We start from the raw sequence: 24,077 nt of genomic DNA, 5'->3' as shown, positions 1-24,077 counted from the left end.
TTATTATCCTGCTCACTTATTCTCACCTTTCATCGACGATGGTTTCAAATCCGCCGACAATGATCCTCGACGCATCAAATGGCATCTTGCTTTTCTCTTCGATAATCCGAGGATCTTGCATCACCCTAGGCACATTGAGATCTCTCATGCTTTTTGACGGCCACACTATCCACGAAAACACCACCACTTCCCCCTCTTCGAGCTTCACTGCCATTTTCATTGATGTTTGAGTGCCGTCAGGGATATCATCTCCCCAGCATTCCACATATTCTCTGGCTCCGTACTCCCGAAAAATCTTTGCTACCTTCTGAGTATGTTCAATATAAAGGTGTTTGTTTTTCTCTGGTACCGCCGCCACAAATCCATCGACATAACTCATAAACCTATCTCCTTGCCCTGTACGAAAATGAGTGTAGGGTACAAATCGACGGTTTGCGTTAGATTGTCTCGCCCCACAATGTGTTTACACGAGACAGGCTAAAAACGAAAAAAGCCCCAACCTTACGGCTGGGGCTTGTTCTTTTTCCCGATTTGTAGGTTTCGTGCTAGCGAAAACCTATCTCAAAACTTACGCCTTACTTATGCGTTCGCTTTTTCTTTTTTTGCTTTAGGTGTGGCTTTCGCTGCTTCTTGGTCTGCTTTCTTCTTGATTACAGTAGTACCTTCGAAAGTTTCACCTTCAACAAAAGCTTTACCGTAGTAAGAAGCCGTTAGAACTTCTTTCAACTCGCTGATTAGAGGGTAACGAGGGTTCGCACCAGTACATTGGTCATCGAACGCTTCAACCGCTAGCTCGTCTAGTTTTGCGATAAAGTCAGACTCTGCAACACCCGCTGCTTGGATAGACATTGGAATGTCTAGGTTCACTTTTAGCTCATCCAACCATGCTAATAGACGTTCAATCTTCTGAGCAGTGCGGTCACCAGCTTGGCTTAGGCCTAGGTGGTCAGCAACTTCAGCGTAACGACGACGTGCTTGTGGACGGTCGTATTGAGAGAACGCAGTTTGCTTAGTTGGGTTGTCATTCGCGTTGTAACGTACTGTGTTAGAGATCAGTAGTGCGTTCGCTAGGCCGTGTGGCAAGTGGAACTCAGCACCTAGTTTGTGCGCCATTGAGTGACAAACACCTAGGAATGCGTTCGCAAATGCGACACCCGCGATAGTTGCTGCATTGTGTACTTTTTCACGAGCGATTGGGTCGTTTGCACCGTTCGCGTAGCTTGATGGTAGGTACTCTTTTAGCATCTTAAGTGCTTGTAGAGCCTGACCGTCAGAGTATTCGTTCGCAAGAACAGATACATAAGCTTCTAGAGCGTGAGTAACTGCATCGTAACCACCAAATGCTGTTAGAGACTTAGGCATGTTCATAACTAGGTTCGCATCAACGATAGCCATGTTTGGCGTGATTTCGTAGTCAGCTAGTGGGTATTTAGCGCCAGTTTTGTCGTCAGTAACAACCGCAAATGGCGTAACTTCTGAACCCGTACCTGAAGTTGTAGTGATACATACAAGCTCAGCTTTTTGACCCATTTTAGGGAACTTGTAGATACGTTTACGGATGTCCATAAAGCGCATTGCAAGCTCTTCAAAGTGCGTTTCTGGGTGCTCGTACATTACCCACATGATCTTAGCCGCATCCATTGGTGAACCACCACCTAGCGCTAGGATTACGTCAGGCTGGAAGCTGTTCATCGCAGCCGCGCCTTTTTCAACCACAGATAGTGTTGGATCCGCTTCAACATCGAAGAATGTTTGAACTTCCATACCTTGTGCTTTAAGAAGCTGAACTACGTCATCTGCATAGCCGTTATTAAATAGGAAACGGTCAGTGACTAGGAATGCGCGTTTCTTACCTTCTAAGTCACCTAGAGCAATTGGAAGGCTACCACGACGGAAGTAGATAGACTTAGGTAGTTTGTGCCACAACATGTTTTCAGCTCGCTTCGCTACAGTTTTCTTGTTGATTAGGTGCTTAGGACCTACGTTCTCAGAGATAGAGTTACCACCCCAAGAACCACAACCTAGAGTTAGAGAAGGCGCAACGTTGAAGTTGTAAAGGTCACCGATACCACCGTGAGTTGTCGGGATGTTTACAAGAATACGTGCCGTCTTCATTTTGTCACCGAAGTAACGGATACGATCTGCGTTTACGTCTTGGTTAGTGTAAAGACCAGATGTGTGGCCGATACCACCGATTTCAACCATAGTTACCGCTTGAGCAACTGCGTCTTCGAAGTTGTCAGCGCGGAACATACCTAGAGTTGGAGATAGTTTCTCGTGAGCGAATGCATCATCGTAAGACACTTTACCTAGGCCTTCACCGATAAGTACTTTAGTGTCTGCAGGAACTTTTACACCTGCCATTTCTGCGATTGCTGTTGCTGGTTGACCAACGATTTTCGCGTTTAGTGCACCATCGATTAGCAGTACATTACGCACTTTATCTGCATCTGATTTTGATAGAACGTGTGCTTTGTGAGTCGCAAAACGCTCTTTTACTTCGTTGTAAACTTCGTCAACGACGATAACCGCTTGCTCAGAAGCACATACTACGCCGTTATCGAACGTTTTAGACATAAGTACAGATGCGACTGCACGTTTGATGTCTGCTGTTTCATCGATAACAACTGGAACGTTACCCGCACCTACACCGATCGCTGGTTTACCAGAAGAGTATGCAGCTTTAACCATGCCTGGACCACCAGTTGCAAGGATAAGTGCAATGTCGTCGTGCTTCATAAGAGCGTTAGAAAGCTCTACAGATGGTTGGTCAATCCAACCAATGATGTCTTTTGGCGCGCCCGCGGCTACTGCTGCATCTAGAACCAGTTTCGCTGCATCGTTAGTTGAGTTTTTCGCACGTGGGTGTGGTGAGAAGATGATACCGTTACGAGTCTTCAGAGAGATTAGAGATTTGAAGATAGCCGTAGAAGTTGGGTTAGTTGTTGGTACGATACCGCAGATGATACCTACAGGTTCAGCGATAGTCATAGTACCAAGGTTGTCATCCTCTTCTAGGATGCCGCAAGTTTGCTCGTCTTTGTATTTATTGTAGATAAACTCAGAAGCAAAGTGGTTCTTAATTACTTTATCTTCAATAATACCCATACCAGACTCTTCCACCGCCTGTTGTGCTAGCGGGATACGCGCTTGGTTAGCTGCAAGAGAGGCTGCACGGAAGATTTTGTCCACTTGCTCTTGAGAGTAAGTAGCGAACTCTTCTTGCGCTTTCTTGACGCGAGCAACCATTGCATCTAGTTCAGCCATATTAGTTACAGGCATAGGGATTCTCCTAAAATTAACAAATATTAAAAACTTTTTATTAAGCAAACTGTGTACGTTTTTACGTGTAACTAAACAGAATATCTTAGTAAATTGCTTTCAGGGCTGAGTATATTATTTCATGTTATGAAAAATATTGACTCAGATCAGTTCTGAAAAAATAAATACCCAATAAGTGTTATACGCATCGCACAAAATCACTCAAACCAATGAAAAATAAGGATTTAAATCACATCTGACAATTGAGCAAAATAACATCAACCAGACAATTAACTATTTAAAGCGACAACAATTTGTAAAAAAGTTTCATTTATCGACCACAGACTTACATGTGTACCACAAAAAATGTGCCACCGATAGAGTATGCAACAAGGTATTTTGGCTCCATTTTGGTCTACCCTCCGATCAAAAATGTACAATTATTAACGTTTATGTAAACCCGCTTACAAAACACTCAGTATTATGCTTAACAAAGCATGTCCGTTTTATTTACTTACCTGTCAAAAATTAGAATTTCTCAGTAATGGGACCGATTACCGTTAGTTTTTTTCATTCGTTGCCTCCGACATTTTAGACTATATTTCGCCTATACCTCGCTTTCCCTTTACTTTGTGTGGATACACTTAATGCAAACTTTTGAAGCTGCTATCTTCTTACAGTTTTTTCTCGGGCTAGTCGCCGCTGTAAACCCTGTTGGCATAATGCCTGTTTTTGTTTCTTTAACCGGTCACATGACACTGGAAGAGAAACACAAAACTGCAACCACAGCGAATGTGGCCGTTGCTATCATATTAATTGTGTCTTTACTCGCGGGTCAGTTACTGCTGGATATGTTCAGTATCTCTCTGGATTCATTTAGAGTAGCTGGCGGCTTACTTTTACTCAGCATCGCCTTTTCAATGATGAGCGGTAAATTAGGTGAGGATAAGCAAAACAAGCAGGAAAAATCTGAGTACGTGAGTCGAGAGCAAATCGGTGTCGTACCCTTGGCAATGCCTTTAATGGCAGGACCTGGTGCAATTAGCTCTACTATTGTCTATGGCGCACGCTATCCAAGTATGTTGGACACTGTGGGAATTGCTGTCACTGTTGGGGTGTTCTGTTTATGTTCTTGGTTATTATTCCGTTCTGCACCGCTGATTGTGCGATTCCTTGGCCAAACTGGAATTAACGTCATCACTCGTATTATGGGATTGATCCTTGGTGCACTAGGTATCGAGTTTATTGCCAACGGCTTACGTAACCTTTTCCCTGGATTAGCCTGACTTTCATTAAGATTGTATGATGGAGCGATTCATGTACGGATCGCTTTGTTATGACTGATAATTCTGTAAAACACACTCTTTACGTCACTATTTTTGGTACCCACACTCGTGCAGGTAAAACATTTGATATCGCGCTGATCATTGCGATTATGAGTTCTCTGGTAGTCCTTGTCTTGGACTCCATCCCCTCAATAAGTGCACAGTGGTCTAGAGAACTCAAATACCTGGAATACATGTTTACCGGGCTATTCACTATTGAGTACATGTTGAGGTTGTATTGCTCTCCAAAGCCAATGGCGTATGCAAAAAGCTTTTATGGTGTCGTCGATTTACTTGCGATCTTGCCGACTTATTTAGTTCTTTTCTTCCCATCGGCCTCTTTTATGGGGGTGATTAGAGCGCTTCGCGTGATGCGGATATTTCGAATTCTTAAATTGGTACGCTACTTACAAGAGTCCAACATTTTACTGCGCTCTCTTTTGATGGCGAGGCGAAAGATATTTATCTTTTTTACAACGGTCGCAATACTTGTCACCATCTTTGGCTCTCTGATTTTCGTCATTGAAGGGCCTGAAAATGGGTTTACCAGCATTCCGATGAGCATCTACTGGGCCATTGTGACTATCACAACAGTAGGATATGGCGACCTAGTGCCACAAACTGGATTAGGAAAAGCCATTGCGTCACTGACGATGTTAATGGGCTATTCCATCTTAGCGGTTCCCACTGGCATTTTTACCGCTGAGTTACACCAAGAAATGCAGTCACACAAATCATTGGTAAAATGTCCGAACTGCTCTCAAAGTGGCCATGATTCAGATGCCATGCACTGTAAACACTGTGGTGGAGAATTAGCAGACCCCGATCAAAGAGTCGTTACTAACGAAGAGTAGCTTTTTCTTAGTTTCATGCAGATAAAAACAAAAAAGCGCCAATCGGCGCTTTTTTATTAACACAATGTTGGGATTACTTTTCAGCTAGGATAATGCGCAGTGTGCGTCGTAGTGGCTCTGCTGCACCCCAAAGCAGTTGGTCACCGACAGTGAATGCGTTAAGGAAATCATCACCCATTGCCATTTTACGTAAACGACCCACAGGTACCGACATGGTGCCTGTCACCTTCGCAGGCGTTAGCTCTTGCGCAGTAATATCACGATCGTTAGGAATGACTTTGACCCAATCATTATGAGTCGCGATCATTTCTTCGATCTCGTCCATTGGCACGTTTTGCTTCAGCTTAATTGTTAAAGCTTGTGAGTGACAACGCATTGCTCCGATACGAACACAAGTTCCATCGATTGGCACTGGAGCGTCGTTGAAGCCTAAGATCTTATTTGCTTCTACTGCCGCTTTCCATTCTTCTTTGCTTTGGCCGTTATCGCGTTTCACATCGATCCAAGGGATCAAAGAACCAGCCAGTGGCACACCAAATTTATCTGTTGGGAACGATGAGCTGCGCATTGTATCCGCAACTTTCTTATCAATATCTAGAATAGAACTTGCTGGGTTTGCGAGCTCTGAGCTTACCGAATCGTTAATCACACCCATTTGTGAAATTAACTCACGCATGTTCTGTGCACCAGCACCTGAAGCGGCTTGGTAAGTCATTGCGCTTGCCCACTCGACAAGGCCTTTCTCAAATAGGCCACCAAGACCCATTAGCATCAAACTTACCGTACAGTTACCACCGACAAAAGTGTTTGTGCCGCCGTGAATACCTTGCTGGATTTGAGTTAAGTTGACTGGATCTAAGGTAATAATCGAGTCTTCTGCCATACGTAGTGTAGAAGCAGCATCAATCCAGTAACCTTTCCATCCCGCTTTACGAAGTTCTGGGTACACTTTCTCTGTGTAGCTACCACCTTGACAGGTGATCACAGCATCTAGCTGTTTTAAACTGTCGATGTCATAAGCATCTTGTAGATTTCCGGCTTCTTTGCCTAGGTTTGGCGCGGGAATGCCTACTTGCGACGTACTGTAAAAGACTGGTTCGATCAAATCGAAGTCACCCTCTTCTACCATTCGCTGCATTAGTACTGAACCAACCATACCACGCCAGCCAACTAAACCTACTCTCATCATCAACTCTCCATGTAAAGATTTACAAAAACCAAGTGATCCATAGTTCAATTTTCACAACAAAATCTCAAGGGAAATTTAAATAAAAACGATAACTTTTGGGTCAATTCTAACAATGCTCAGATAAACCGCTGTTTTTGTATGCAATTTAGCCGGTTGATATATTTCTAGACAAAGAGTGATTTTATAAAAACATTTCCTTACACCTTGTGACACACAAAAGTTACATGACAAAACATTTTAACCCACTCACATTAACAAAAAATAAAATACTTATTCTTAAAATTAAACTTTTGTGAGTTAAAAATACACAAAAATCATAATTCCTCGAAATATTATCCCGAGTAATGTAAGGTTCACTTCGTACCCGAATAGGAGTTAACCCTTGCGGTAGCTTTCTTTGCTATGTGTGAAAAGCTATCGGTTCATAATACTTATAAGAGGCTCTGTATGACGCAACTTTCCCCACGTCTGCCCAGCTTGATGCAGGTTATTTTTGCCCTTGGTCTTTTCTTGCTAATGGCATTTTCATTCACAGCAAAATTACACTTACCAATCCAGCTCGCACTGTACATTGGTTGGTTCATTATCATGGTGCTTGGTATTCGCCTAGGCCATCAATACAAGGATCTTGAAAAAGCAGCGCTTAACGGCATTTCAAATGGTCTTGGCGCGGTACTTATCTTACTCGCTGTTGGCGCTTTGGTAGGTACATGGATCTCTGGCGGTATCGTACCAACCATCATCTATTATGGTCTGAAAGCAATCCATCCTTCTATTTTCCTTCTTGCTACGATGATCATCTGTTCATTAACTGCACTGGCTACAGGCACTTCTTGGGGTGCGGCTGGTACAGCAGGTATCGCAATGATGGGGATTGGCCAAGGGTTAGGTATTCCGGCGCCTATCACAGCAGGTGCAGTACTTTCAGGCTGTTACTTTGGCGATAAGATGTCTCCACTGTCTGACTCAGTCATTCTGGCGTCTTCAATGTCGAACGTTGAAGTCGTGGAACATATTAAGGGCATGCTGCCAATCGCGCTAATCAGCTATGTCATCACTGGCATTATGTTTACTGCTTTTGGTTTCCACTATGCTGGTAACGTTGATATGTCTCAGGTTCAATCTGTGATTGCGGCAATGGAGCAACAGTTCTACATAACACCTTACTCTTTTGTTCCAGTTGCTATCGTCTTAAGTTTACTGGCGATGCGTATGCCGTCATTCCCTGTGATTAGCTTTGGTTCGCTACTGGGTATTATCTGGGCAGTGATGATTCAAGATGTTAACTTCCTTCAGGCATTTAACACGGCTTGGGCACCTTACGAAATTGAATCTGGCGTCGCGTTTATCGACTCGATTCTTAATCGTGGTGGTATGTCTTCTATGCTAGGTTCCGTTGCAGTGATTGTATTTGGTCTTGGCTTCGGTGGCCTACTGGATAAAGTTGGCGTACTTGAGACAGTTGCTAAGCTGTTTGAACGTCGTGTTCAAAGTGCGGGTTCTTTGGCAAGCAGCACGATTGGTACAGCATTCCTAGGTAACGTATTTGGCTCTGCTATGTACGTTTCACTTATTTTGACGCCAAAGATTTGTGCGAAGAACTACGACAGACTGGGCTACCAACGTAAAAACTTGTCACGTAACGCAGAGTTTGGCGGTACGCTGACTTCGGGCATGGTTCCTTGGAGTGATAACGGTATCTACATGGCGAGCATTCTGGGTGTAGCAACGCTTTCTTACGCCCCATTCATGTGGCTGAGCTTCGTATGTATTATTGTTACGATCATCACTTCATACATGGGTTGGTTTGTTGATAAATGTGAACCAACAGCCAATGCAGAAGCCGAAGAACAAGCAGAGTTAGCTAAGCAAACCGCTTAACCTAACGAAATGAACATAATAAAAAAGAGCGCTGTGACTAGCGCTCTTTTTTTGCATCTGAAGAAAACAGTACAACGTTTCTTCGATCACTTGCGGAATGCTAAACAAAAACACCCTGCCGTTTTAGTGATTATCGATTTCGGGTCAATTGATCGCGTAAGTTAGGTGGGGTGCCTTTAATGGTTAAGGTATCCGTCTCTGGATCATAAAAAATACGCTCACCCAGCAGCAAACTGTCAAAGTTAATACTGACCCCGCCACCAGCACCAACATATTTCGTTAGTTTACGCACCGCTGTTCTGTCACCAGGGAAGCTTTCCTCCAGCTCATAACCTTGTTCTTGGGTGTAATCAAGAAAGCTAGTCCCATCCTGAGATGCAGGAAGTTCTCCAGACAACTCTTTAACATACACTTCATCGCCAGATTTAATCTGCTCACTGCAGTATTCCGCTACCTGCTTTTTATAGCTGATGGCTTCATCTTTCTCTAACTTAGAATCCGCACAGAAGTCTTCAACCGCTTGCATCAAGACTTGGTTTTGCTGCTTAGTATCTAGACCAACTTCTGCTTGCAAAAAGTCTAAGAAAAAGTCTGCAACTTTACGACCAACTCGACCTTTAATGTAAGCCAAGTAGCGGTTGGAATCTTTGTCTGTTTCGTAGCTTGTTAAGTCAATGCGCGCGGCGATATCCATCTTACTGATATCAAGATAATCTGTTGCGCTAATATCGAGACCTTCAGTCACTTTAAGGCTTTGATTAGAAGGAATGATTGCGACAAAAAGATAGTCTGTAGCTAGCGATTGATATTCAGCAAATACCAAGATGCCTTCATCGGCAAACGGATACTTAGACAGCTCTTCTTTCAAGCGCGTCGCGCTAGTTTGAGAAAAGTCGTAGAAGTTTTTCTCACCTTTACGTAATTCTTGCAACCAATGCTGAAATTCGCTGTCCGATTTGAAAGAACCAAATCCTTTACCAGCTTTAAAGTTGAACACGCGGTGCAACTCAGCAACAAGGTTTTCGGTTGAACCATCGTTCGCCAGAGATTCTTGCCTGAAATTCACAATCAGCTCATCTGAATCGTTTTTTTGCAGTTGGTGGAGGATAACGTTTGAAAGTTGAATGCTCATGATGAAATTTATCGCTGCATAGGTTTCAGTTGCGTGGCATTGTAGGTTATCATAAGTCGCTTTACTATCAACATTAGAACACTTTTATGCCAATTACTTCTAAATACAGCGACGACAAAGTTGAACAGATCTTAACTGAGATTGCAGCGGTTCTTGAGAAACACTCAGCAGGTCCAGAACTTTCATTGATGATTGCAGGCAATATCGCTACCAATGTCTTAAATCAAGATGTTGCTCCTTCACAACGCAAGGTAATTGCAGAAAAATTTGCACAAGCACTTGTTTCTTCTATTGAAGACAAATCTCATTAATCGCAATAAAAACATAGAATAAATACATGGTAGATAGCGGAAACACATACGGTGAGCGTGTATCACGTTTAGTAGGTTGGGGGCATTGGTTCGCCTTTTTCAACATTATTGCAGCAATGTTGATAGGAACCCGTTTCATATCTCAGTCGCCATGGCCGGAAACATTATTAGGGCAAGTATACTTAGCTTTATCATGGGTCGGGCATTTTGGTTTCTTAGTCTTCGCTCTCTACCTGTTAGTTCTGTTTCCGCTGACTTTCTTGATCCCCTCAAGAAAGCTGTTTCGACTCATTGCAGTTTGTTTTGCCACATTGGGGCTTACTCTACTGCTTGTCGACACCCAGGCATATCAAACCATCAACCTCCACCTAAACCCTGTGGTGTGGGAGGTATTGTTTACCGACAATGATTCACATGTAAGTGCTGACCTCCAACATTTATTCATTGTCATGCCGCTGATTTTTATGCTTCAGCTAGGGCTATCAGAGTGGGTTTGGCGCAAACAACGAAAATTGTCACACAAACACATTGGCCGTCCTCTGGCTATTCTGTTTTTTGCCAGTTTTACCTCTAGCCATCTTATCTATGTTTGGGCGGATGCGTATTTCTATAATCCGATAACCGCTCAGCGTGCAAATTTCCCGCTTTCTTATCCGATGACCGCCAAGTCGTTCATGGAAAAACACGGCTTGTTTGATCGTGACGAATACATGAAGCGTTTAAAGCAAGAGCAAGAAGAGAATACGGAGCTCGTTAACTACCCGCTAGAAACATTAACGTTTAGCCGCCGCGCCAATCCATTGAATGTTCTGGTTGTGAGTGTGAACAACTTGAGAGCGGACGCCTTAAACCCAGAGTGGATGCCATCGACTTATGCGTTTGCGCAGAACAATTTGAATTTCACCAATCATTACAGTTCCAGTAACGATACTTATGGTGTATTTGGTTTGTTTTATGGTTTGCCGAGCGCGTATGCTCCAAGTATTAAAACCCAAGGTGAAAAGCCAGTTCTTATCGATACCCTAGCAAACAAAAAGTACAACTTTGGTTTGTTTAGTAGTGACAACTTCGATGACCCGATTTTCGGGGAATCCATTTTCCGCGGTATGAAATTTACAGGTATTCCATTTATCACCGGTAATTCAGCGGATATGCAGACAATATCGGCATGGTCAGATTGGGTAAAAGAACAAGACGGTTCAACTTGGTTTAGCTTCATAGAATTAACGACGCTGACTAACTTCAATGCGTACGAAAACAACACTAAGCAGCAAACCAACGAAGAAAGACTTAAGTCAGGTTACAAAGAGTCTGTCCAGAAGGCGGATCACGAGCTAGCTGCTCTATTGACAGAAATAGAATCTTTGCAGCTTAGTGACTCAACCATCGTTGTGATTACATCCAACCATGGCACCGAGTTTAATGAGACCAAAACCAACAGTTGGGGCTCTAATACCAATTACAGCCGTTACCAACTTCAGGTGCCAATGATTGTTCACTGGCCTGGTAAAATGGCCTCTGAGTATACTCACCGTACGAGCCATTTGGATTTGTCTGTCACCTTACTTCAGGATTTATTGGGTGTATCCTCTAATCCAAACGAATTCAGTAGCGGCCGTAACATGTTTGATGAACGTTCTAGAAAGTGGATTCTGGCTGGTGATACAAAAGAACTAGCGCTTATCACGACTAAAGATACAACGGTTATCGATAAGTTTGGTAACTACAAACTCTATAACAGTGACTACGTTCGCCTGAAAGATGAAAACCCTACCTTGCCAGTGCTAATGCAAGGTTTAACTGAGCTACAGCGATTCTACGCAAAAGGGAACTAAATCAAATTCTTAGCTATTGACGACCCTGCTGATTGTAGATAGATTATTTCAATCGGACTGTAGCGCAGTTTGGTAGCGCACCGTCATGGGGTGTCGGGGGTCGCTGGTTCAAATCCAGTCAGTCCGACCATACACCTAAAAGAGAGCTTCGGCTCTCTTTTTTCATTTAAAGACTATATTCCATCTTATTTCACACAAAATTGATGTAAAAATACGCGCTTAATCTTATTTTTAGCTCCAAGCGCCTACAAATGCAGCAAACAATCATTTTAGGGGTTTACAAGTTTTCGCAACCCCTATATTATTCGCTGCAACAACGGAGAGATGGCTGAGTGGTTGAAAGCACCGGTCTTGAAAACCGGCATACGTTAATAGCGTATCTAGGGTTCAAATCCCTATCTCTCCGCCACATTCGAAAAGCCTGCTGAGAAATCAGCAGGCTTTTTTCGTTTATCCTCCTCAACTTATCGCCATCGCCAATAAAATTAATTTTGATCCTACCGAGAGATTTCCTATCAGACGGTTGAACATCTGCTGTTCTAGGTCTAAAAATGGGAGCTTGCACTAATGGAAGGGATAATCGATGAGCGAGCAACTAACTACCACGCCAACCTTTGATGCGATTGCTTTTCGCCAGCAACTGCACCGTTTTCCTGAATTATCGGGGAACGAAGTCAACACCTCACAAGTCATTGCTACTCAGCTCGCTTCTTTTGGTTTAGATCCAGTTATCGGTGTCGGCGGACATGGTCTGTTTTGCGTTATCGATAGCGGGAAACCAGGTCAAACAACGTTATTTCGCGCCGATTTTGATGCACTTCCGATTACAGAGAAAGCTAACCATAACCACGTATCTCACCACGACGGCATCATGCATGCGTGCGGACACGACGGACATACCGTCTCGCTGTTAAAAGTGGCGAAGCACTTAAGCGTACACCTGCCCCAACACGGCAAAGTTATTCTCTTGTTCCAACCCGCAGAGGAAACGGGTACAGGTGCAGACGCGATGATTCGCGATAAGCATCTTGCCGAGCAGCCGATTGATAACGTCTTTGCTTATCACAATTTACCCGGCTTTCCACTGCATGAGATCATCATCAAAGACAACACCTTCGCCTGTGCGTCAGTTGGCGCTCTGGTGAGTTTAAAAGGCAAAACCTCTCACGCCGCGAGGCCCGAAAACGGAATAAGCCCGACCAATGCGATGGTAGAGCTTATCGGTTTTCTGCAATCTCTCGCGGACCGCTATCAGGATGCTTTCTGCTTAGTGACCATTGTTCACGCCAGTCTTGGTGAAGAAGCGTTTGGTATTGCGCCGGGTGAGGCAAAAGTGATGGCGACCATGCGCAGTGAGTGTAATCGCGCGTTCAGTGATATGAAGCGTCAACTAACCAGTAAAGTGGAACAACTTGCCGCCCAGTATGGTTTAGAGATGGAAATGACTTGGGATGAACCATTCAACGCAGCGGTGAATTCAAGCTCTCATGTCGAACTGGTTAAGCAAGTCGCCAAGCAAAGCCAGCTCAATGTACATCAACTTGAAGAGCCGATGCGTTGGTCAGAAGACTTTGCCGAGTTCCTGACTCAATGGAATGGCGCGCTATTTTGTATCGGCAGTGGAGAAGCGCACCCTGAGCTACACAACCCTGACTATGACTTCCCCGATGAAATTTTAGAAACCGCTGGCACTATGTTTATCAGCTTAGCGAAAGCGTTGCATGGATAACATGCCTGCCACGCCAAAGCGTTATTGGTCTAGATAGTTGATGGTTTCGAACTCACCTTGGACATACGCGCCAAGGTGAGTCGAATAATTACGCTTTTTAATCATGGTGAGCAAACGAGATTGGAGTTCGACTGGATAAAGCCTTTTGCCTGACAACTCAGTGACGCGAACCCATTCGACCGCTTGAATGTACTCCTCATCACTCAAGCCCTTGAGGTTTTGAATGTGTATTTCGCCGCGGTATCCTGTCACTTGGTAAAAGAACTCCGCGTTATAACGCCCCTTACTGGTTTCGAGAAACTCGCGAACACAAACCAGTTCCCCTACTTCCACGTCTAAGCCAGTTTCTTCGAAAAACTCTCGCTTTACGCACGCTTTAGTGCTGGTGTCTCCCTGCTCCATTCCGCCACCGGGAAGAATCCAATACTCGCCACTGAAGTCTTTTACTTTCACCAACAACACCGCGTCTTCTTCGATTAAGATCCCTGCTGCGCGTATTCTGTGTTTCATCACTTCATCCTTATTCGCCGTAAATTGCTTTCGCGGCGTCGATGAGCTGCATGTGGATTGGCACTAGGTCTTGATGCTGGCTACGATAACCGCCACCCACGACACACGCGATTGGCAGATCTCGATTGCGTGCTAAGCCAAACATAAAGCGGTCACGCTGACCAATCGCCTGTGTTGAGACGTTGAAATAACCCAGTTCGTCATCCTGATGAATATCGACACCCGCGTCATAAATGATCATATCCGGTTGATGCAAGTTCACCGCCATTTCCACTACCGAGCAAAACGACTCAAGAAACTCTTTGTCTTGAGTCTCTCTTGGCAGCGCCACATCCATATCAGAATCGGGTTTGCGCGCAGGGAAGTTTTTCGCACAGTGGAACGAAAGCGTAACGATATCAGATTCATCGGCGCACAAGGTTGCCGTACCATCACCATGATGCACATCGCTATCGACAATCAGTACTTTGTCGATGCCATCTTGTTTAAGCGCGCGCTTCGCCGCCAACACCAGATCGTTAAACAGGCAAAAGCCGCTACCAAAATCGTAGTGCGCGTGGTGATAACCGCCACTCAAATGAATCGCGATGCCTTGCGCCAACGCTTGCTCGACCGTATCGCATGTCCCGCCCGCTGAAGTCAGCGTTCGGGTGATCAGGCACTCACTCCACGGGAAACCAATTCGACGCATTTTAGCGGCAGGCAACGAGCCTGACACCAGCGCTTCAACATATTCGCTACAGTGCGTTTCCAACACTTCTTCCACACTGAGCGCCTTGGGTTCGACAAAGCGAAAGGTACGTAGCCAATCCTCATCACTTGAACATTGCTGGGCGATTTGTTGATACAGCAAGCGATACTTGTTGATGGGGTAACGATGTCCTTCCGGGAGGGCAAGCTCAGAATAAATTGAGTGGTAAATCAGTGGGATCATAAGATTCATTAGTGAAAAAATACGCCGTCATGTTATCAAGTTGTTTTACTCGTCGCGACCTTTTCTGGTTCACCCAATTGTCATCCATATTCATAATTTCAGCTCACAATGGGCAAACTGCTTGATTTTATCTTATTGGCTTCGCACAATTTCTTGGTCTGTCATTCAACGTTTCAAACGTAAGGAACCCCTATGAATACCGTTTTGGTTACAGGAGCGAATCGCGGCATCGGTTTAAGTCTTGTCGAACAGTTGTTGTCTAAAGGCTGGCAAGTCCACGCGACATACCGCAGTGAAGACAGCGCTGATAAGCTGAAAAGTTTGGCTGACAAAGGGGACTTGATTTGTCATCAACTTGAGATCACCGACTATGCAGCGGTTTCATCGTTAGTTGACGTGCTGCCGAGCCTCGACTTACTGATCAATAACGCTGGATATTACGGACCAAAAGGTTACGGGTTTGGCCACACCGATGTGGAGGAGTGGCGTAAGGTATTCGAAGTTAATACCATCGCTCCGCTCAAATTGGTTGAGGCGCTCTATCCAAAACTGCAGCTAGGAACGCTAAAGAAAATTGCCTGTCTCTCTTCTAAAGTCGGCAGTATGACGGAAAATACCTCCGGTGGAGGCTATATTTATCGCTCATCGAAAGCGGCGTTAAACTCGGTAGTAAAGAGCTTGAGTAACGATCTGACCAATGACGGTTTTACCGTGCTCGCCCTGCATCCGGGATGGGTGCAAACCGAAATGGGAGGGCCAAACGCTTTGATTGATACTGCGACATCTGCACGCGGATTGATTGAAGTGATTGAACACGCCACAACGGCCAATTCCGGTGAGTTCATCAATTACGACGGTACTCACCTACCTTGGTAAGCGACCTAAGCCAGCATTAACCGCTGGCTTTTTTATTACTAGTGCGTTTGCTTGTCGACCCTTTGGCCGCGGGTTTGCGTTTACGCTTAAATGCTGGTCGCTCTACTTTTGGCAAGTGACGTAAAGACTCCGGGACCGGGCCTGATTTCACTTGGCCCATAAGTCCATTAATTCGGTCAAGTAATGACTGCATAAACGGTTGATACGCTTGATTGCGCTCGGCCATTCCCTGCAACTGGTGTTCCCAATGTGCGGTCATATCAGGGTAAGTAGAGTCGCTTGGCAGCGCATGAATCAAGCCACGTCCAGCGGGAGAACTCAAAATCGTTTTACCTTGACGTTTTAGTAGCTGGCGCTTGAACAAGGTATCTAATATCCCAGCGCGGGTCGCTTCCGTTCCTAAGCCATCGGTTTCTTTGAGGATCTTTTTCAGCTCTTTATCTTCGACAAAGCGTGCGATTCCCGTCATCGCTTGCAGTAGCGTTGCTTCGGTAAAGTGTTTTGGCGGCTCGGTTTTGCGATCTTTGATTTCACCTTCGCGACAAGTCAAAACGGTGCCTTCAGCTAACGGTGGTACTGCGTCAACGCCGCTGTCTTCATCGTCTGCTTTGCCCATTAACTCTTTCCAACCCGCTGAAACCAATTGTCTGCCTTTGGCAATAAAGGTTCCGCCGGCAATATCAAACACCAACTTGGCTTCCGCGTAGATTGCAGCAGGATAAAACTGCATCAGATACTGGCGAGCAATCTGCTGATAAATTTTCATTTCGTTGCCGGATAGCGCGTTCACTGACGCCTTTTTAGGTGTCGGGATGATCGCATGGTGCGCGTCGACTTTTTTGTCGTTCCACGCTTTGGATTTCAGCGACAGATTCGCACCTTGTACCGCCTTTCCCAATTCTTTGGCGTTGTTACCTATCGCTTGGCAAACACTCTGCGCTTGAGCGTAATGCTCCAACGGCAAGTAACGACAGTCTGAGCGCGGATAGGTGATCAGTTTGTGCTTCTCATATAGAGACTGACAGGTGTCCAAAACCTGCTGGGCGCTCATGCCAAAACGCTTCGCAGCATCAATCTGTAACGCAGACAAAGAGTAAGGTAGCGGTGCGGATTGTTTAGTTTGCTTTTGCTCTGACTCAACCACGGTTGCGGGTTGATTGGCAATCCGGTTTGCGACGTTTTCCACCAACTTACGGTTAAGCACTCGCCCCTCTTCATCTTGCCAGGGTTTGCAGGCTTCACTCGGTTTCCAACGGGCGCGAATATCAAATTGTTGTGCGCCATCTTGATACGGGATCAGCGCGTGCAACGTGAAGTAATCTTTCGGTACAAAGTTTTCAATTTCTTCGTCACGTCGTGCCACCAAGCCGAGCACCGGCGTTTGCACTCGACCGACCGACAACACTCCTTGATAACCCGCTTTTTGTCCCAGCAAGGTATACGCGCGTGACATGTTCATGCCATATAACCAGTCAGCGCGAGAACGTGCTAACGCAGAAACAGACAACGGAATAAACTCGCGATTGCTGCGCATCTGGCCTAACGCACGTTTAACAGCAGGTAAGTTGAGGTCGCTGATCAACAGGCGCTGCGCGGATTCTTTCTTCGTTTTACTGACTTTACAGTAGTCGAGTACCTCGTCGACCAGAAGTTGCCCTTCGCGGTCTGGGTCTCCCGCGTGAACAATTTGGTTGGATTCTTTGAGCAGTTTTCGCACTACCGTCAACTGCTTGCTCGCCGATTTTCGTGGTCGTAACTGCCACTGTTCAGGAACAATTGGTAAGTCCGCTAAATTCCATTTTTTGTATCTCTCGTCGTAAGCATCTGGTTCAACTTGCTCTAGCAGGTGGCCAATACACCAAGTCACCACATCGCCGTTACCACAACGGATAAATCCTTGGTCTTTCTTTTGGGGATTGGGCAAAGCCGCGGCGATGGCTCTTCCTAGGCTAGGCTTTTCGGCGATAAACAGACGGGACATAAAATACGTTCGGGTAGATACAATAAAGGCCACATTATCGAATGTGGCCTTTATAAATCAAGAAAAACTGTAAATATAGACAGTGGTTTCTTTACAAAGATTATTCTTCGTCGCTTGCAGCGCGTGCCGCAGCTTCTTTAATTAGTGGCTGAAGTTCACCTTTTTGGAACATTTCGATGATAATGTCACAACCACCAATCAGCTCGCCTTCAACCCAAAGCTGTGGGAATGTTGGCCACTGTGCGTAAGCTGGAAGCTCAGCGCGAATGTCTGGGTTTTGTAGAATGTCTACGTATGCGAATTTTTCGCCACAAGCCATTAGTGCTTGCGCAGCTTGAGAAGAGAAACCACAGCTAGGCAGTTTTGGTGAGCCTTTCATGTAAAGAAGGATCGAGTTCTCTTCGATTTGCTGTTTGATTTTATCGATAGTTTCCATTGCTTCCTCTTAATGGAGTTACTGCAAATTATCTGGACATTCTAAACCATTGGAGCAGAATAAAAAGCCTATAATCATTGTGGCTTTATTCGATAATTAAATTTCATATAGAAATTGGGCATCTAGCCTTTTAATAAAGTAAAAACTTGCTAAACTATAGCTCAAGTCAGCAGTATGACCATGGTTGGCTATCAAGCGAAGCGGGCCATGAATAATAAATATCACTGGAAGCAATCGAAAGAGTCTGACTCTTTCTTACAAATGGAGAATCGAGCAATGGCATTTGAACTACCAGCTCTTCCTTACGCGAAAGACGCACTAGAACCACACATCTCAGCAGAAACACTAGATTTCCACCACGGTAAGCACCACAACACTTACGTTGTTAAGCTAAACGGCCTTATCCCTGGTACTGAGTTTGAAGGTAAAACTCTGGAAGAGATCATCAAGACTTCAACTGGCGGTGTATTTAACAACGCAGCGCAAATCTGGAACCACACGTTCTACTGGCACTGTCTAGCGCCAAACGCGGGCGGCGAACCGACTGGCGCAGTTGCTGACGCAATCAACGCTGCTTTCGGTTCATTCGAAGAATTCAAAGCGAAATTCACAGACGCTGCAATCAACAACTTCGGTTCTTCATGGACTTGGCTAGTTAAAAAAGCGGACGGTTCTCTAGACATCGTTAACACTTCTAACGCTGGTACTCCTCTAACAGATGAAGGTGTTACTCCACTTCTAACTGTTGACCTGTGGGAACACGCGTACTACATCGATTACCGTAACGTTCGTCCAGATTACATGAACGGCTTCTGGGCTCTAGTTAACTGGGACTTCGTTGCAGAAAACCTAGCTAAATAATTCCCTTCCCCTTAGGGTTTCAATTTAGTCGATGAAAAAGCCAGCAGTTAGCTGGCTTTTTTGTTTTTAATCACTAATCTCTCTAAAGTTTTCTCTGTTTGAGTCGCTACAAAAGCATCAAACGAGGGGTTATATGCAAGTCCATACTTTAGACAAAGCAACGATTATCAACGAACTTCAGTTCGGCAATGGTATCAACCATGCTGTTCATGAAGGACGTCGCGCCGATTTTGCTCTGATACTGTCGATGTTTTCGGATGATGTACGCGACAACACCCCTGTCGAAAAAATAGAGGAAATAGACGCGACTGAACAAGCACTTCGCCAGCGTTTTCAACTCCAACCCCCTCAAGCGCTTCGTTCCGATCAAAGCTCTTACGAAGTATCTGCGCAACAAGCAACACTCTTTCATGACTCAGGTTTACCGAGTGCCAAATTGAGCCATTATTTAAAACCCGAAGTCTTGGCTTATTTACCTGAAGATACGCACAACCTTCCTGAAGAGGTTTACCATAACCTTTCAGGGCACCAGCGTCGAAAATTGGGAGAAACAGAGCCGAAACAACTCATGCCTGCAGATTTGTATAACCAGCTCGTTGCCGCTCAGCGCAGTTTCCAGATTTCCGCACAAGCGTAACGCTCTATAAAACACCAGCCATATCACACAACGCATAGACCATATTTGCTTTCGGTTCAGCAATCGGACCACTTAGTGTGAATAACCGCAAAGAAACAACTTTATCATTCTTACGTCTTGATTAAGTTTGACCTTATTCACATATAAATCCCCGTTGTTCTACCATCATTGAGAAGCTAAAGAGCATTGATTGGTCTTAGGGGATAACCAATGAACATTACAAATTCAGTGGTATTAGTAACATCGGCTGGCTCTCAATTGGGGAGTACACTGGCATTACATTTTGCCTCATTAGGGGCAACGTTGATTTTATGTGATAAAGACACTCGTCAGCTCGCAGACGCATATCATTTATGTTGTGAGATCTCAGATAATGTTTATCAATTCCCGATCCCCGATCATTCCATAGAATCTATTTCAGCGCTCTTTCAATATATTGAGCAAGAAATACACCGCTCCCCTGATGTTTTAATCAATGCACTGACGGTAGAAGCTATGCCAAATATTTTCGATCATGCGGCTAGCGATGCATTTACACAAAGTTTGTCTCTCATGGCAGCGACTTTGTTTACTTTCGGCCAGGCAACCGCAGAGAAAATGCGCAAAGAGAAGAAGAACGGAGTGATTGTGAATGTTATCTCTCACAATGATTATCAAGACCTTTCCGGAATAGACAATGCAACCTCTATGATCGCAGGCTTTACCCAAAGCTGGGCAAAGCAGCTGACACCATTCAATATTCGCGTGGGGGGGGGTCGTTCCAAACCTAGAACATGAATCTACCCATTGGGCAGAAATCCGGGATGAACTGATCCGCAATACTGAATATATTGTCTGTAATGACTATTTCAGTGGTCGGGTGATGGCCGCATAGTGGCGGGATTAGAACCGTTTAAGCAGGTTATCACTGGCATTTTCGATTAAGTCGAGCACCAACTCAAACCCATTATCACCACCATAATATGGATCGGGAATTTCGTCATAGTTTGAATCTGAAAAACTTAAAAATAGCGCCAGTTTGTGTTGGAGATGTGCAGGACAACGCTGCTGAAGATCCGCCAAATTATCCTTATCTGCCGCCAAAATCAGATCAAACTCTTCAAAATCAGCCTCAACAACCCGCCTAGCACGAATCCCCCTAAACGAGTAACCGCGCTTCTCGCCTGCCGCTTTCGCACGCGGATCGGGTGGATTACCTTGGTGATAGCCAATGGTCCCTGCGGAATCGACCATTATATTAACTCCCATTTGCTGTGCTTTCGCTTTGAGTACCGCTTCACCTGTTGGCGAGCGACATATATTCCCCATACAGACAATTAATATCTTGTTCATAATATCCTTCAATAAGCCATGGTTTTTGCACTTCGCGGTATAGGCTATGATAGGAATAATTTCGCTAAATTAACAAGGATTTGCCATGTCTACTGAAGACAACAAAGAAGCCCGTCACAAAGCCCGCCAACAAAAAGTTAAAGAGCAAGTTGATGCAAAAATCGCTGCCGCCCAAGAAGAGAAAGGACTGCTACTCATCATCACTGGTAACGGTAAAGGCAAATCAACGTCCGGCTTTGGTACTGTCGCACGCGCGGTAGGTCATGGCCTGAATTGCGCTGTTGCTCAATTTATTAAAGGCACGTGGGATAACGGCGAACGTAATCTGTTAGAAAAGCTTGGGGTCGAGTTTCAAGTGATGGCAACTGGCTTTACTTGGGAAACCCAAAACAAGGCCGCAGATACACAAGCCGCGCAGCAAGTCTGGCAAGAATGTAAACGCATGCTTCAAGACGAATCCATCAATGTGGTTTTGTTTGATGAACTCACTTACATGGTGAACTACGGCTACATTGACTTGGAAGAAGTCGTGGAAGCGTTAAATAATCGCCCGAAAATGCAATCTGTGATCATCACTGGTAGAGGCGCTCATCGCACTCTTGTCGAAATGGCCGATACCGTCTCTGAAGTTAAGAATGTTAAACACGCTTTCGAATCTGGCGTGAAGGCACTAAAAGGCGTCGACTGGTAACTTAACCCAAGCAAAAACAAAAACGGCGTATCGGTAGTTCCGATACGCCGTTTTTTTATCGCTCTAGATTAGTTGAAAAGACCTTTAATGAGGCTGTTTACCGCTTCTTTGGTCTTCTCATCTTTTATCTTCTCACCGAGTTTTTCATCCAGCTTTTCCAGTCCGCGATCAATCTCTTTTTTCGCTTTCTGTTTCAGCACATCATCAAACACGAGTTTAAATTTCGGATCATCCCAAGAACCAGAAACATTAATAGGAATAGTCACATCACGCAGTTCATCAATGTCTTTACCGCCTTGGCCTTCCAACGACCCAACAACCGAAGTACTCACGGTAAAGTCGACAGTTTGGTTGATGTAGTTCGTTTTACCTTTACCACGAATACGCAGTAGCGGCGATTGCATGTTCATATCATTGGTCGATACATTACCTTTATTGATATTCAAGGTCGCTTTCAGAGCACTGAAGTCGGTTTTCTGGACACCTTGCTTACCATCCAGTGACTGGCCTTTAAACTTCGCGTAGTTTTCACGGATCATCTGCGCAACGTTGATGCCGTTTACAGCACCGTCTGTAAAGTTGATCACAGCTGTACCTGCTAGGTTCTTCTGAATAGCAGAAGGCTTAAGGCTACGTCCTGTAAGATTAACGTCAATGTTACCAGTACCTTCCAGCTTTTCGTTATCAACCAAATCGATCAATAGAGGCTGAACCGCCACACCTTTAATGCGTTTGACGATAGAGTAAGTCGCTGGCGTTTTACGCGCGTCTAACTTACCCGAAGCGCTAATAGAGCCTTGATACAAATTAGAGGTAAATGACGTTAACTGTGCCACACCGCGATTGACACCGAAGCTCGCTTTCACGTTTTGCATTTTCGCGTTGCTTGCTTTGAACTTATCAATCGTAATATCGCCTTTAACATCTAAGGTTTTCAGCGCAGATAAATCCGGTTCTACTTCGGCTTTGGGCTCTTGTTTCGCGGCATTCGAGGTGCTGTTACCTGCGGTTTCTGAACTCTTAGAACCACCTGCTTGCTTTAAACCTAAAAACTCATCCAAATCAATATTTGGGCTGTGCAATGCAAAACGCACTTTCGGGATATCGCCCAGCGTGATATCGGCTTTACCATCAAACGCGAGTGCATTTGCCGTCAGTTTGTTCAGCAAAAGGTTCAGATGATTTTTAGCTAGGTTGAAACGTATGTCCGTCGCCATGTTAATTTTCATTGGCGATTGAGGAAGCGCTTTGCCGTCTAACGACCCTTGTAGCGTCAGCTTATCAAGCACAACATTTGAGATGGCTTTATCGACGGTCAAAGAACCTGCACCTTGCAAGTCAATATCAAGATCTGCAGCTCGACCTTGGATGGTATACGTTAGCGCATTCACTTTATCGAATTCGAACGTCTCTAACGCCAGTTTGATACGATCCATCTTGGTTGCTGGATCGCTAAAGCTGCTCTCGATGTTGATATTGCGCAGAGCGTATTCAGACATTCCTTTGGCGAGACGAAATTCGACGTCACCTTCTGCCGCGAATTTCTGCTGGTTGTTCTCACCTTTTGCCGCAAACTCAGCTTTAGTCCAGTTATCAAATGAAAATTCAGACAGATGAAGAGAAACATCATAAAGCTTAGTGAAACTGCCCACCTGTTTATCTTGGATTTCAACCGCAGCGTTTGACACGGTTACCCCCGCAAGACTTATTGCCCAATCAGACTCTCTTGGAGAGCTAGATGCTTGCGGTTGTGAGGCTGTTTCCCCAGCTTGCGGCTCCTTTGGCTCGGCTTGAGAAGACTGAGCCTGAGTTAAAGCATCAATGTTCTTAGTGCCGTCTTTGAGTGTCTCAAACGAGAACTCAGCACCATCCAGCACAACATTACCAACTTCAAGCTGCTTGCTAAATAGAGGAGCGACAGACACTTCTACAACAATATTGTCGACCTTAAACATGTTTGGCTGGCTGAACCCTTCCGGGTTACGCAGTTCTGTTTTGCCGATTTCAAAACCAATAGAGGGAAAAAATTGCCAACCAATGTCCCCTTCAACCACCAAGTCTAGACCGGTTTGAGCTTTCGCTTGCTCAACAATCAAAGGTTTGAACTGGTTTGGGTTCACCAGCAGCACCAGTGCAACAAGCGCACCGACAACTGCAACAACGGGAATTGCAATAAATAGGAACAGTTTCTTCATTAGCAGTATCCTTGCTTGATGAGTAATGTTTGCTCATTACTCCAAGTATAAGTAGCCGTTGAAATAAATTAGTGGCCATAAAAAGAAAGTGGCACCTAAAGTGCCAC

General features: G+C 44.9%; 20 protein-coding genes, 2 tRNA genes and 1 pseudogene. 13 read left to right on the top strand and 10 right to left on the bottom strand.

From position 1 onward, the window contains the following. Positions 1 to 22: 22 nt before the first annotated feature. Positions 23 to 379 carry a DUF1428 domain-containing protein gene (locus tag VNE01S_RS00395; protein WP_053396461.1) on the bottom strand — a complete coding sequence of 119 codons (357 nt, stop codon included), beginning with the start codon at positions 377 to 379 and terminating at the stop codon, positions 23 to 25. A 200-nt stretch (positions 380 to 579) separates the two neighbouring features. Then, on the bottom strand, positions 580 to 3,282 hold the full coding sequence (adhE, locus tag VNE01S_RS00390; RefSeq protein ID WP_053396462.1) for a bifunctional acetaldehyde-CoA/alcohol dehydrogenase: 2,703 nt from the start codon (positions 3,280 to 3,282) through the stop codon (positions 580 to 582). Positions 3,283 to 3,908: 626 nt separating this feature from the next. Between adhE and VNE01S_RS00385 the strand changes: the two genes are divergently transcribed. Continuing rightward, positions 3,909 to 4,547, top strand: coding sequence for a YchE family NAAT transporter (locus VNE01S_RS00385; protein ID WP_053396463.1), 639 nt, complete (start codon positions 3,909 to 3,911; stop codon positions 4,545 to 4,547). 50 nt (positions 4,548 to 4,597) lie between these two features. Beyond that, positions 4,598 to 5,440, top strand: a complete 843-nt coding sequence (locus VNE01S_RS00380; protein ID WP_053396464.1) for an ion transporter — start codon at positions 4,598 to 4,600, stop codon at positions 5,438 to 5,440. 73 nt (positions 5,441 to 5,513) lie between these two features. Here the strand turns inward: VNE01S_RS00380 and asd are convergent, their stop codons facing one another. Continuing rightward, a complete protein-coding gene (asd, locus tag VNE01S_RS00375; RefSeq protein WP_053396502.1) occupies positions 5,514 to 6,626 on the bottom strand; it encodes an aspartate-semialdehyde dehydrogenase in 1,113 nt (370 codons plus the stop codon). Between the two features lie 450 nt (positions 6,627 to 7,076). Here asd and nhaC point away from each other — a divergent pair, with 450 nt between their 5' ends. After that, a complete protein-coding gene (nhaC, locus tag VNE01S_RS00370; protein ID WP_053396465.1) occupies positions 7,077 to 8,510 on the top strand; it encodes a Na+/H+ antiporter NhaC in 1,434 nt (477 codons plus the stop codon). Between the two features lie 130 nt (positions 8,511 to 8,640). Here nhaC and yejK read toward each other — a convergent pair whose 3' ends face one another. After that, entirely contained in the window at positions 8,641 to 9,642 is a 1,002-nt protein-coding gene (gene yejK, locus VNE01S_RS00365) for a nucleoid-associated protein YejK (protein ID WP_053396466.1), read from the bottom strand. 86 nt (positions 9,643 to 9,728) lie between these two features. On the opposite strand from yejK, the gene VNE01S_RS00360 reads away from it, so the two are divergent. The 5 genes from VNE01S_RS00360 to VNE01S_RS00340 all read left to right on the top strand — a co-directional run bounded on the left by VNE01S_RS00360 (position 9,729) and on the right by VNE01S_RS00340 (position 13,517). Beyond that, entirely contained in the window at positions 9,729 to 9,953 is a 225-nt protein-coding gene (locus VNE01S_RS00360; RefSeq protein WP_053396467.1) for a YejL family protein, read from the top strand. Between the two features lie 26 nt (positions 9,954 to 9,979). Then, on the top strand, positions 9,980 to 11,788 hold the full coding sequence (locus VNE01S_RS00355) for a DUF3413 domain-containing protein (RefSeq protein WP_053396468.1): 1,809 nt from the start codon (positions 9,980 to 9,982) through the stop codon (positions 11,786 to 11,788). A 53-nt stretch (positions 11,789 to 11,841) separates the two neighbouring features. Further along, positions 11,842 to 11,918, top strand: a tRNA-Pro gene (locus VNE01S_RS00350). A 188-nt stretch (positions 11,919 to 12,106) separates the two neighbouring features. Then, positions 12,107 to 12,197: transfer RNA gene (locus tag VNE01S_RS00345), tRNA-Ser, on the top strand. Between the two features lie 174 nt (positions 12,198 to 12,371). Further along, positions 12,372 to 13,517 (top strand): amidohydrolase, encoded by a 1,146-nt coding sequence (locus VNE01S_RS00340; RefSeq protein WP_053396469.1) that lies wholly within the window; start codon positions 12,372 to 12,374, stop codon positions 13,515 to 13,517. Between the two features lie 21 nt (positions 13,518 to 13,538). Here the strand turns inward: VNE01S_RS00340 and VNE01S_RS00335 are convergent, their stop codons facing one another. Together VNE01S_RS00335 and VNE01S_RS00330 are read right to left on the bottom strand one after the other, a co-directional pair. Further along, positions 13,539 to 14,027: an NUDIX domain-containing protein gene (locus VNE01S_RS00335; RefSeq protein WP_053396470.1), complete on the bottom strand. Its 489-nt coding sequence runs from the start codon at positions 14,025 to 14,027 to the stop codon at positions 13,539 to 13,541. A gap of 10 nt (positions 14,028 to 14,037) precedes the next feature. Continuing rightward, on the bottom strand, positions 14,038 to 14,961 hold the full coding sequence (locus VNE01S_RS00330) for a histone deacetylase family protein (RefSeq protein ID WP_053396471.1): 924 nt from the start codon (positions 14,959 to 14,961) through the stop codon (positions 14,038 to 14,040). Between the two features lie 192 nt (positions 14,962 to 15,153). On the opposite strand from VNE01S_RS00330, the gene VNE01S_RS00325 reads away from it, so the two are divergent. Continuing rightward, positions 15,154 to 15,837, top strand: coding sequence for an SDR family oxidoreductase (locus VNE01S_RS00325; protein WP_053396472.1), 684 nt, complete (start codon positions 15,154 to 15,156; stop codon positions 15,835 to 15,837). Between the two features lie 16 nt (positions 15,838 to 15,853). Here the strand turns inward: VNE01S_RS00325 and VNE01S_RS00320 are convergent, their stop codons facing one another. Both VNE01S_RS00320 and VNE01S_RS00315 read right to left on the bottom strand, forming a co-directional pair. Then, positions 15,854 to 17,818 carry a DNA topoisomerase III gene (locus VNE01S_RS00320; protein WP_053396473.1) on the bottom strand — a complete coding sequence of 655 codons (1,965 nt, stop codon included), beginning with the start codon at positions 17,816 to 17,818 and terminating at the stop codon, positions 15,854 to 15,856. Between the two features lie 100 nt (positions 17,819 to 17,918). Beyond that, positions 17,919 to 18,254, bottom strand: a complete 336-nt coding sequence (locus tag VNE01S_RS00315; RefSeq protein WP_053396474.1) for a Grx4 family monothiol glutaredoxin — start codon at positions 18,252 to 18,254, stop codon at positions 17,919 to 17,921. A 276-nt stretch (positions 18,255 to 18,530) separates the two neighbouring features. Between VNE01S_RS00315 and sodB the strand changes: the two genes are divergently transcribed. From sodB to VNE01S_RS00300, 3 genes and pseudogenes are all read left to right on the top strand, one after another. Next, positions 18,531 to 19,115: a superoxide dismutase [Fe] gene (gene sodB, locus VNE01S_RS00310; protein ID WP_053396503.1), complete on the top strand. Its 585-nt coding sequence runs from the start codon at positions 18,531 to 18,533 to the stop codon at positions 19,113 to 19,115. A gap of 133 nt (positions 19,116 to 19,248) precedes the next feature. Beyond that, positions 19,249 to 19,752, top strand: coding sequence for a VC2046/SO_2500 family protein (locus VNE01S_RS00305; protein WP_053396475.1), 504 nt, complete (start codon positions 19,249 to 19,251; stop codon positions 19,750 to 19,752). Positions 19,753 to 19,962: 210 nt separating this feature from the next. After that, a pseudogene (locus VNE01S_RS00300) lies at positions 19,963 to 20,626 on the top strand (SDR family oxidoreductase). Between the two features lie 8 nt (positions 20,627 to 20,634). Here the strand turns inward: VNE01S_RS00300 and VNE01S_RS00295 are convergent. Next, positions 20,635 to 21,084: a low molecular weight protein-tyrosine-phosphatase gene (locus tag VNE01S_RS00295; RefSeq protein WP_053396477.1), complete on the bottom strand. Its 450-nt coding sequence runs from the start codon at positions 21,082 to 21,084 to the stop codon at positions 20,635 to 20,637. Between the two features lie 85 nt (positions 21,085 to 21,169). Between VNE01S_RS00295 and cobO the strand changes: the two genes are divergently transcribed. Further along, positions 21,170 to 21,775, top strand: coding sequence for a cob(I)yrinic acid a,c-diamide adenosyltransferase (cobO, locus tag VNE01S_RS00290; protein WP_053396478.1), 606 nt, complete (start codon positions 21,170 to 21,172; stop codon positions 21,773 to 21,775). 68 nt (positions 21,776 to 21,843) lie between these two features. Here the strand turns inward: cobO and VNE01S_RS00285 are convergent, their stop codons facing one another. Then, positions 21,844 to 23,970, bottom strand: a complete 2,127-nt coding sequence (locus tag VNE01S_RS00285) for an AsmA family protein (protein ID WP_053396479.1) — start codon at positions 23,968 to 23,970, stop codon at positions 21,844 to 21,846. Positions 23,971 to 24,077 lie beyond the last annotated feature (107 nt).

The organism is Vibrio nereis NBRC 15637 (genome assembly GCF_001591105.1).
Classification (GTDB): Bacteria; Pseudomonadota; Gammaproteobacteria; order Enterobacterales; family Vibrionaceae; genus Vibrio; species Vibrio nereis.
The sequence above is the reverse complement of the archived record's forward strand: the minus strand, read 5'-3'. Positions and strand labels throughout refer to the sequence as shown.

Coding starts and splice junctions, on each gene's coding strand:
- VNE01S_RS00385 (WP_053396463.1), top strand. CDS start 3,909: ATGCAAACTTTTGAAGCTGCTATCTTCTTACAGTTTTTTCTCGGGCTA.
- VNE01S_RS00380 (WP_053396464.1), top strand. CDS start 4,598: ATGACTGATAATTCTGTAAAACACACTCTTTACGTCACTATTTTTGGT.
- VNE01S_RS00395 (WP_053396461.1), bottom strand. CDS start 379: ATGAGTTATGTCGATGGATTTGTGGCGGCGGTACCAGAGAAAAACAAA.
- VNE01S_RS00340 (WP_053396469.1), top strand. CDS start 12,372: ATGAGCGAGCAACTAACTACCACGCCAACCTTTGATGCGATTGCTTTT.
- VNE01S_RS00320 (WP_053396473.1), bottom strand. CDS start 17,818: ATGTCCCGTCTGTTTATCGCCGAAAAGCCTAGCCTAGGAAGAGCCATC.
- VNE01S_RS00295 (WP_053396477.1), bottom strand. CDS start 21,084: ATGAACAAGATATTAATTGTCTGTATGGGGAATATATGTCGCTCGCCA.
- nhaC (WP_053396465.1), top strand. CDS start 7,077: ATGACGCAACTTTCCCCACGTCTGCCCAGCTTGATGCAGGTTATTTTT.
- VNE01S_RS00330 (WP_053396471.1), bottom strand. CDS start 14,961: ATGATCCCACTGATTTACCACTCAATTTATTCTGAGCTTGCCCTCCCG.
- adhE (WP_053396462.1), bottom strand. CDS start 3,282: ATGCCTGTAACTAATATGGCTGAACTAGATGCAATGGTTGCTCGCGTC.
- cobO (WP_053396478.1), top strand. CDS start 21,170: ATGTCTACTGAAGACAACAAAGAAGCCCGTCACAAAGCCCGCCAACAA.
- VNE01S_RS00305 (WP_053396475.1), top strand. CDS start 19,249: ATGCAAGTCCATACTTTAGACAAAGCAACGATTATCAACGAACTTCAG.
- VNE01S_RS00335 (WP_053396470.1), bottom strand. CDS start 14,027: ATGAAACACAGAATACGCGCAGCAGGGATCTTAATCGAAGAAGACGCG.
- VNE01S_RS00360 (WP_053396467.1), top strand. CDS start 9,729: ATGCCAATTACTTCTAAATACAGCGACGACAAAGTTGAACAGATCTTA.
- VNE01S_RS00325 (WP_053396472.1), top strand. CDS start 15,154: ATGAATACCGTTTTGGTTACAGGAGCGAATCGCGGCATCGGTTTAAGT.
- sodB (WP_053396503.1), top strand. CDS start 18,531: ATGGCATTTGAACTACCAGCTCTTCCTTACGCGAAAGACGCACTAGAA.
- VNE01S_RS00315 (WP_053396474.1), bottom strand. CDS start 18,254: ATGGAAACTATCGATAAAATCAAACAGCAAATCGAAGAGAACTCGATC.
- VNE01S_RS00285 (WP_053396479.1), bottom strand. CDS start 23,970: ATGAAGAAACTGTTCCTATTTATTGCAATTCCCGTTGTTGCAGTTGTC.
- VNE01S_RS00355 (WP_053396468.1), top strand. CDS start 9,980: ATGGTAGATAGCGGAAACACATACGGTGAGCGTGTATCACGTTTAGTA.
- yejK (WP_053396466.1), bottom strand. CDS start 9,642: ATGAGCATTCAACTTTCAAACGTTATCCTCCACCAACTGCAAAAAAAC.
- asd (WP_053396502.1), bottom strand. CDS start 6,626: ATGAGAGTAGGTTTAGTTGGCTGGCGTGGTATGGTTGGTTCAGTACTA.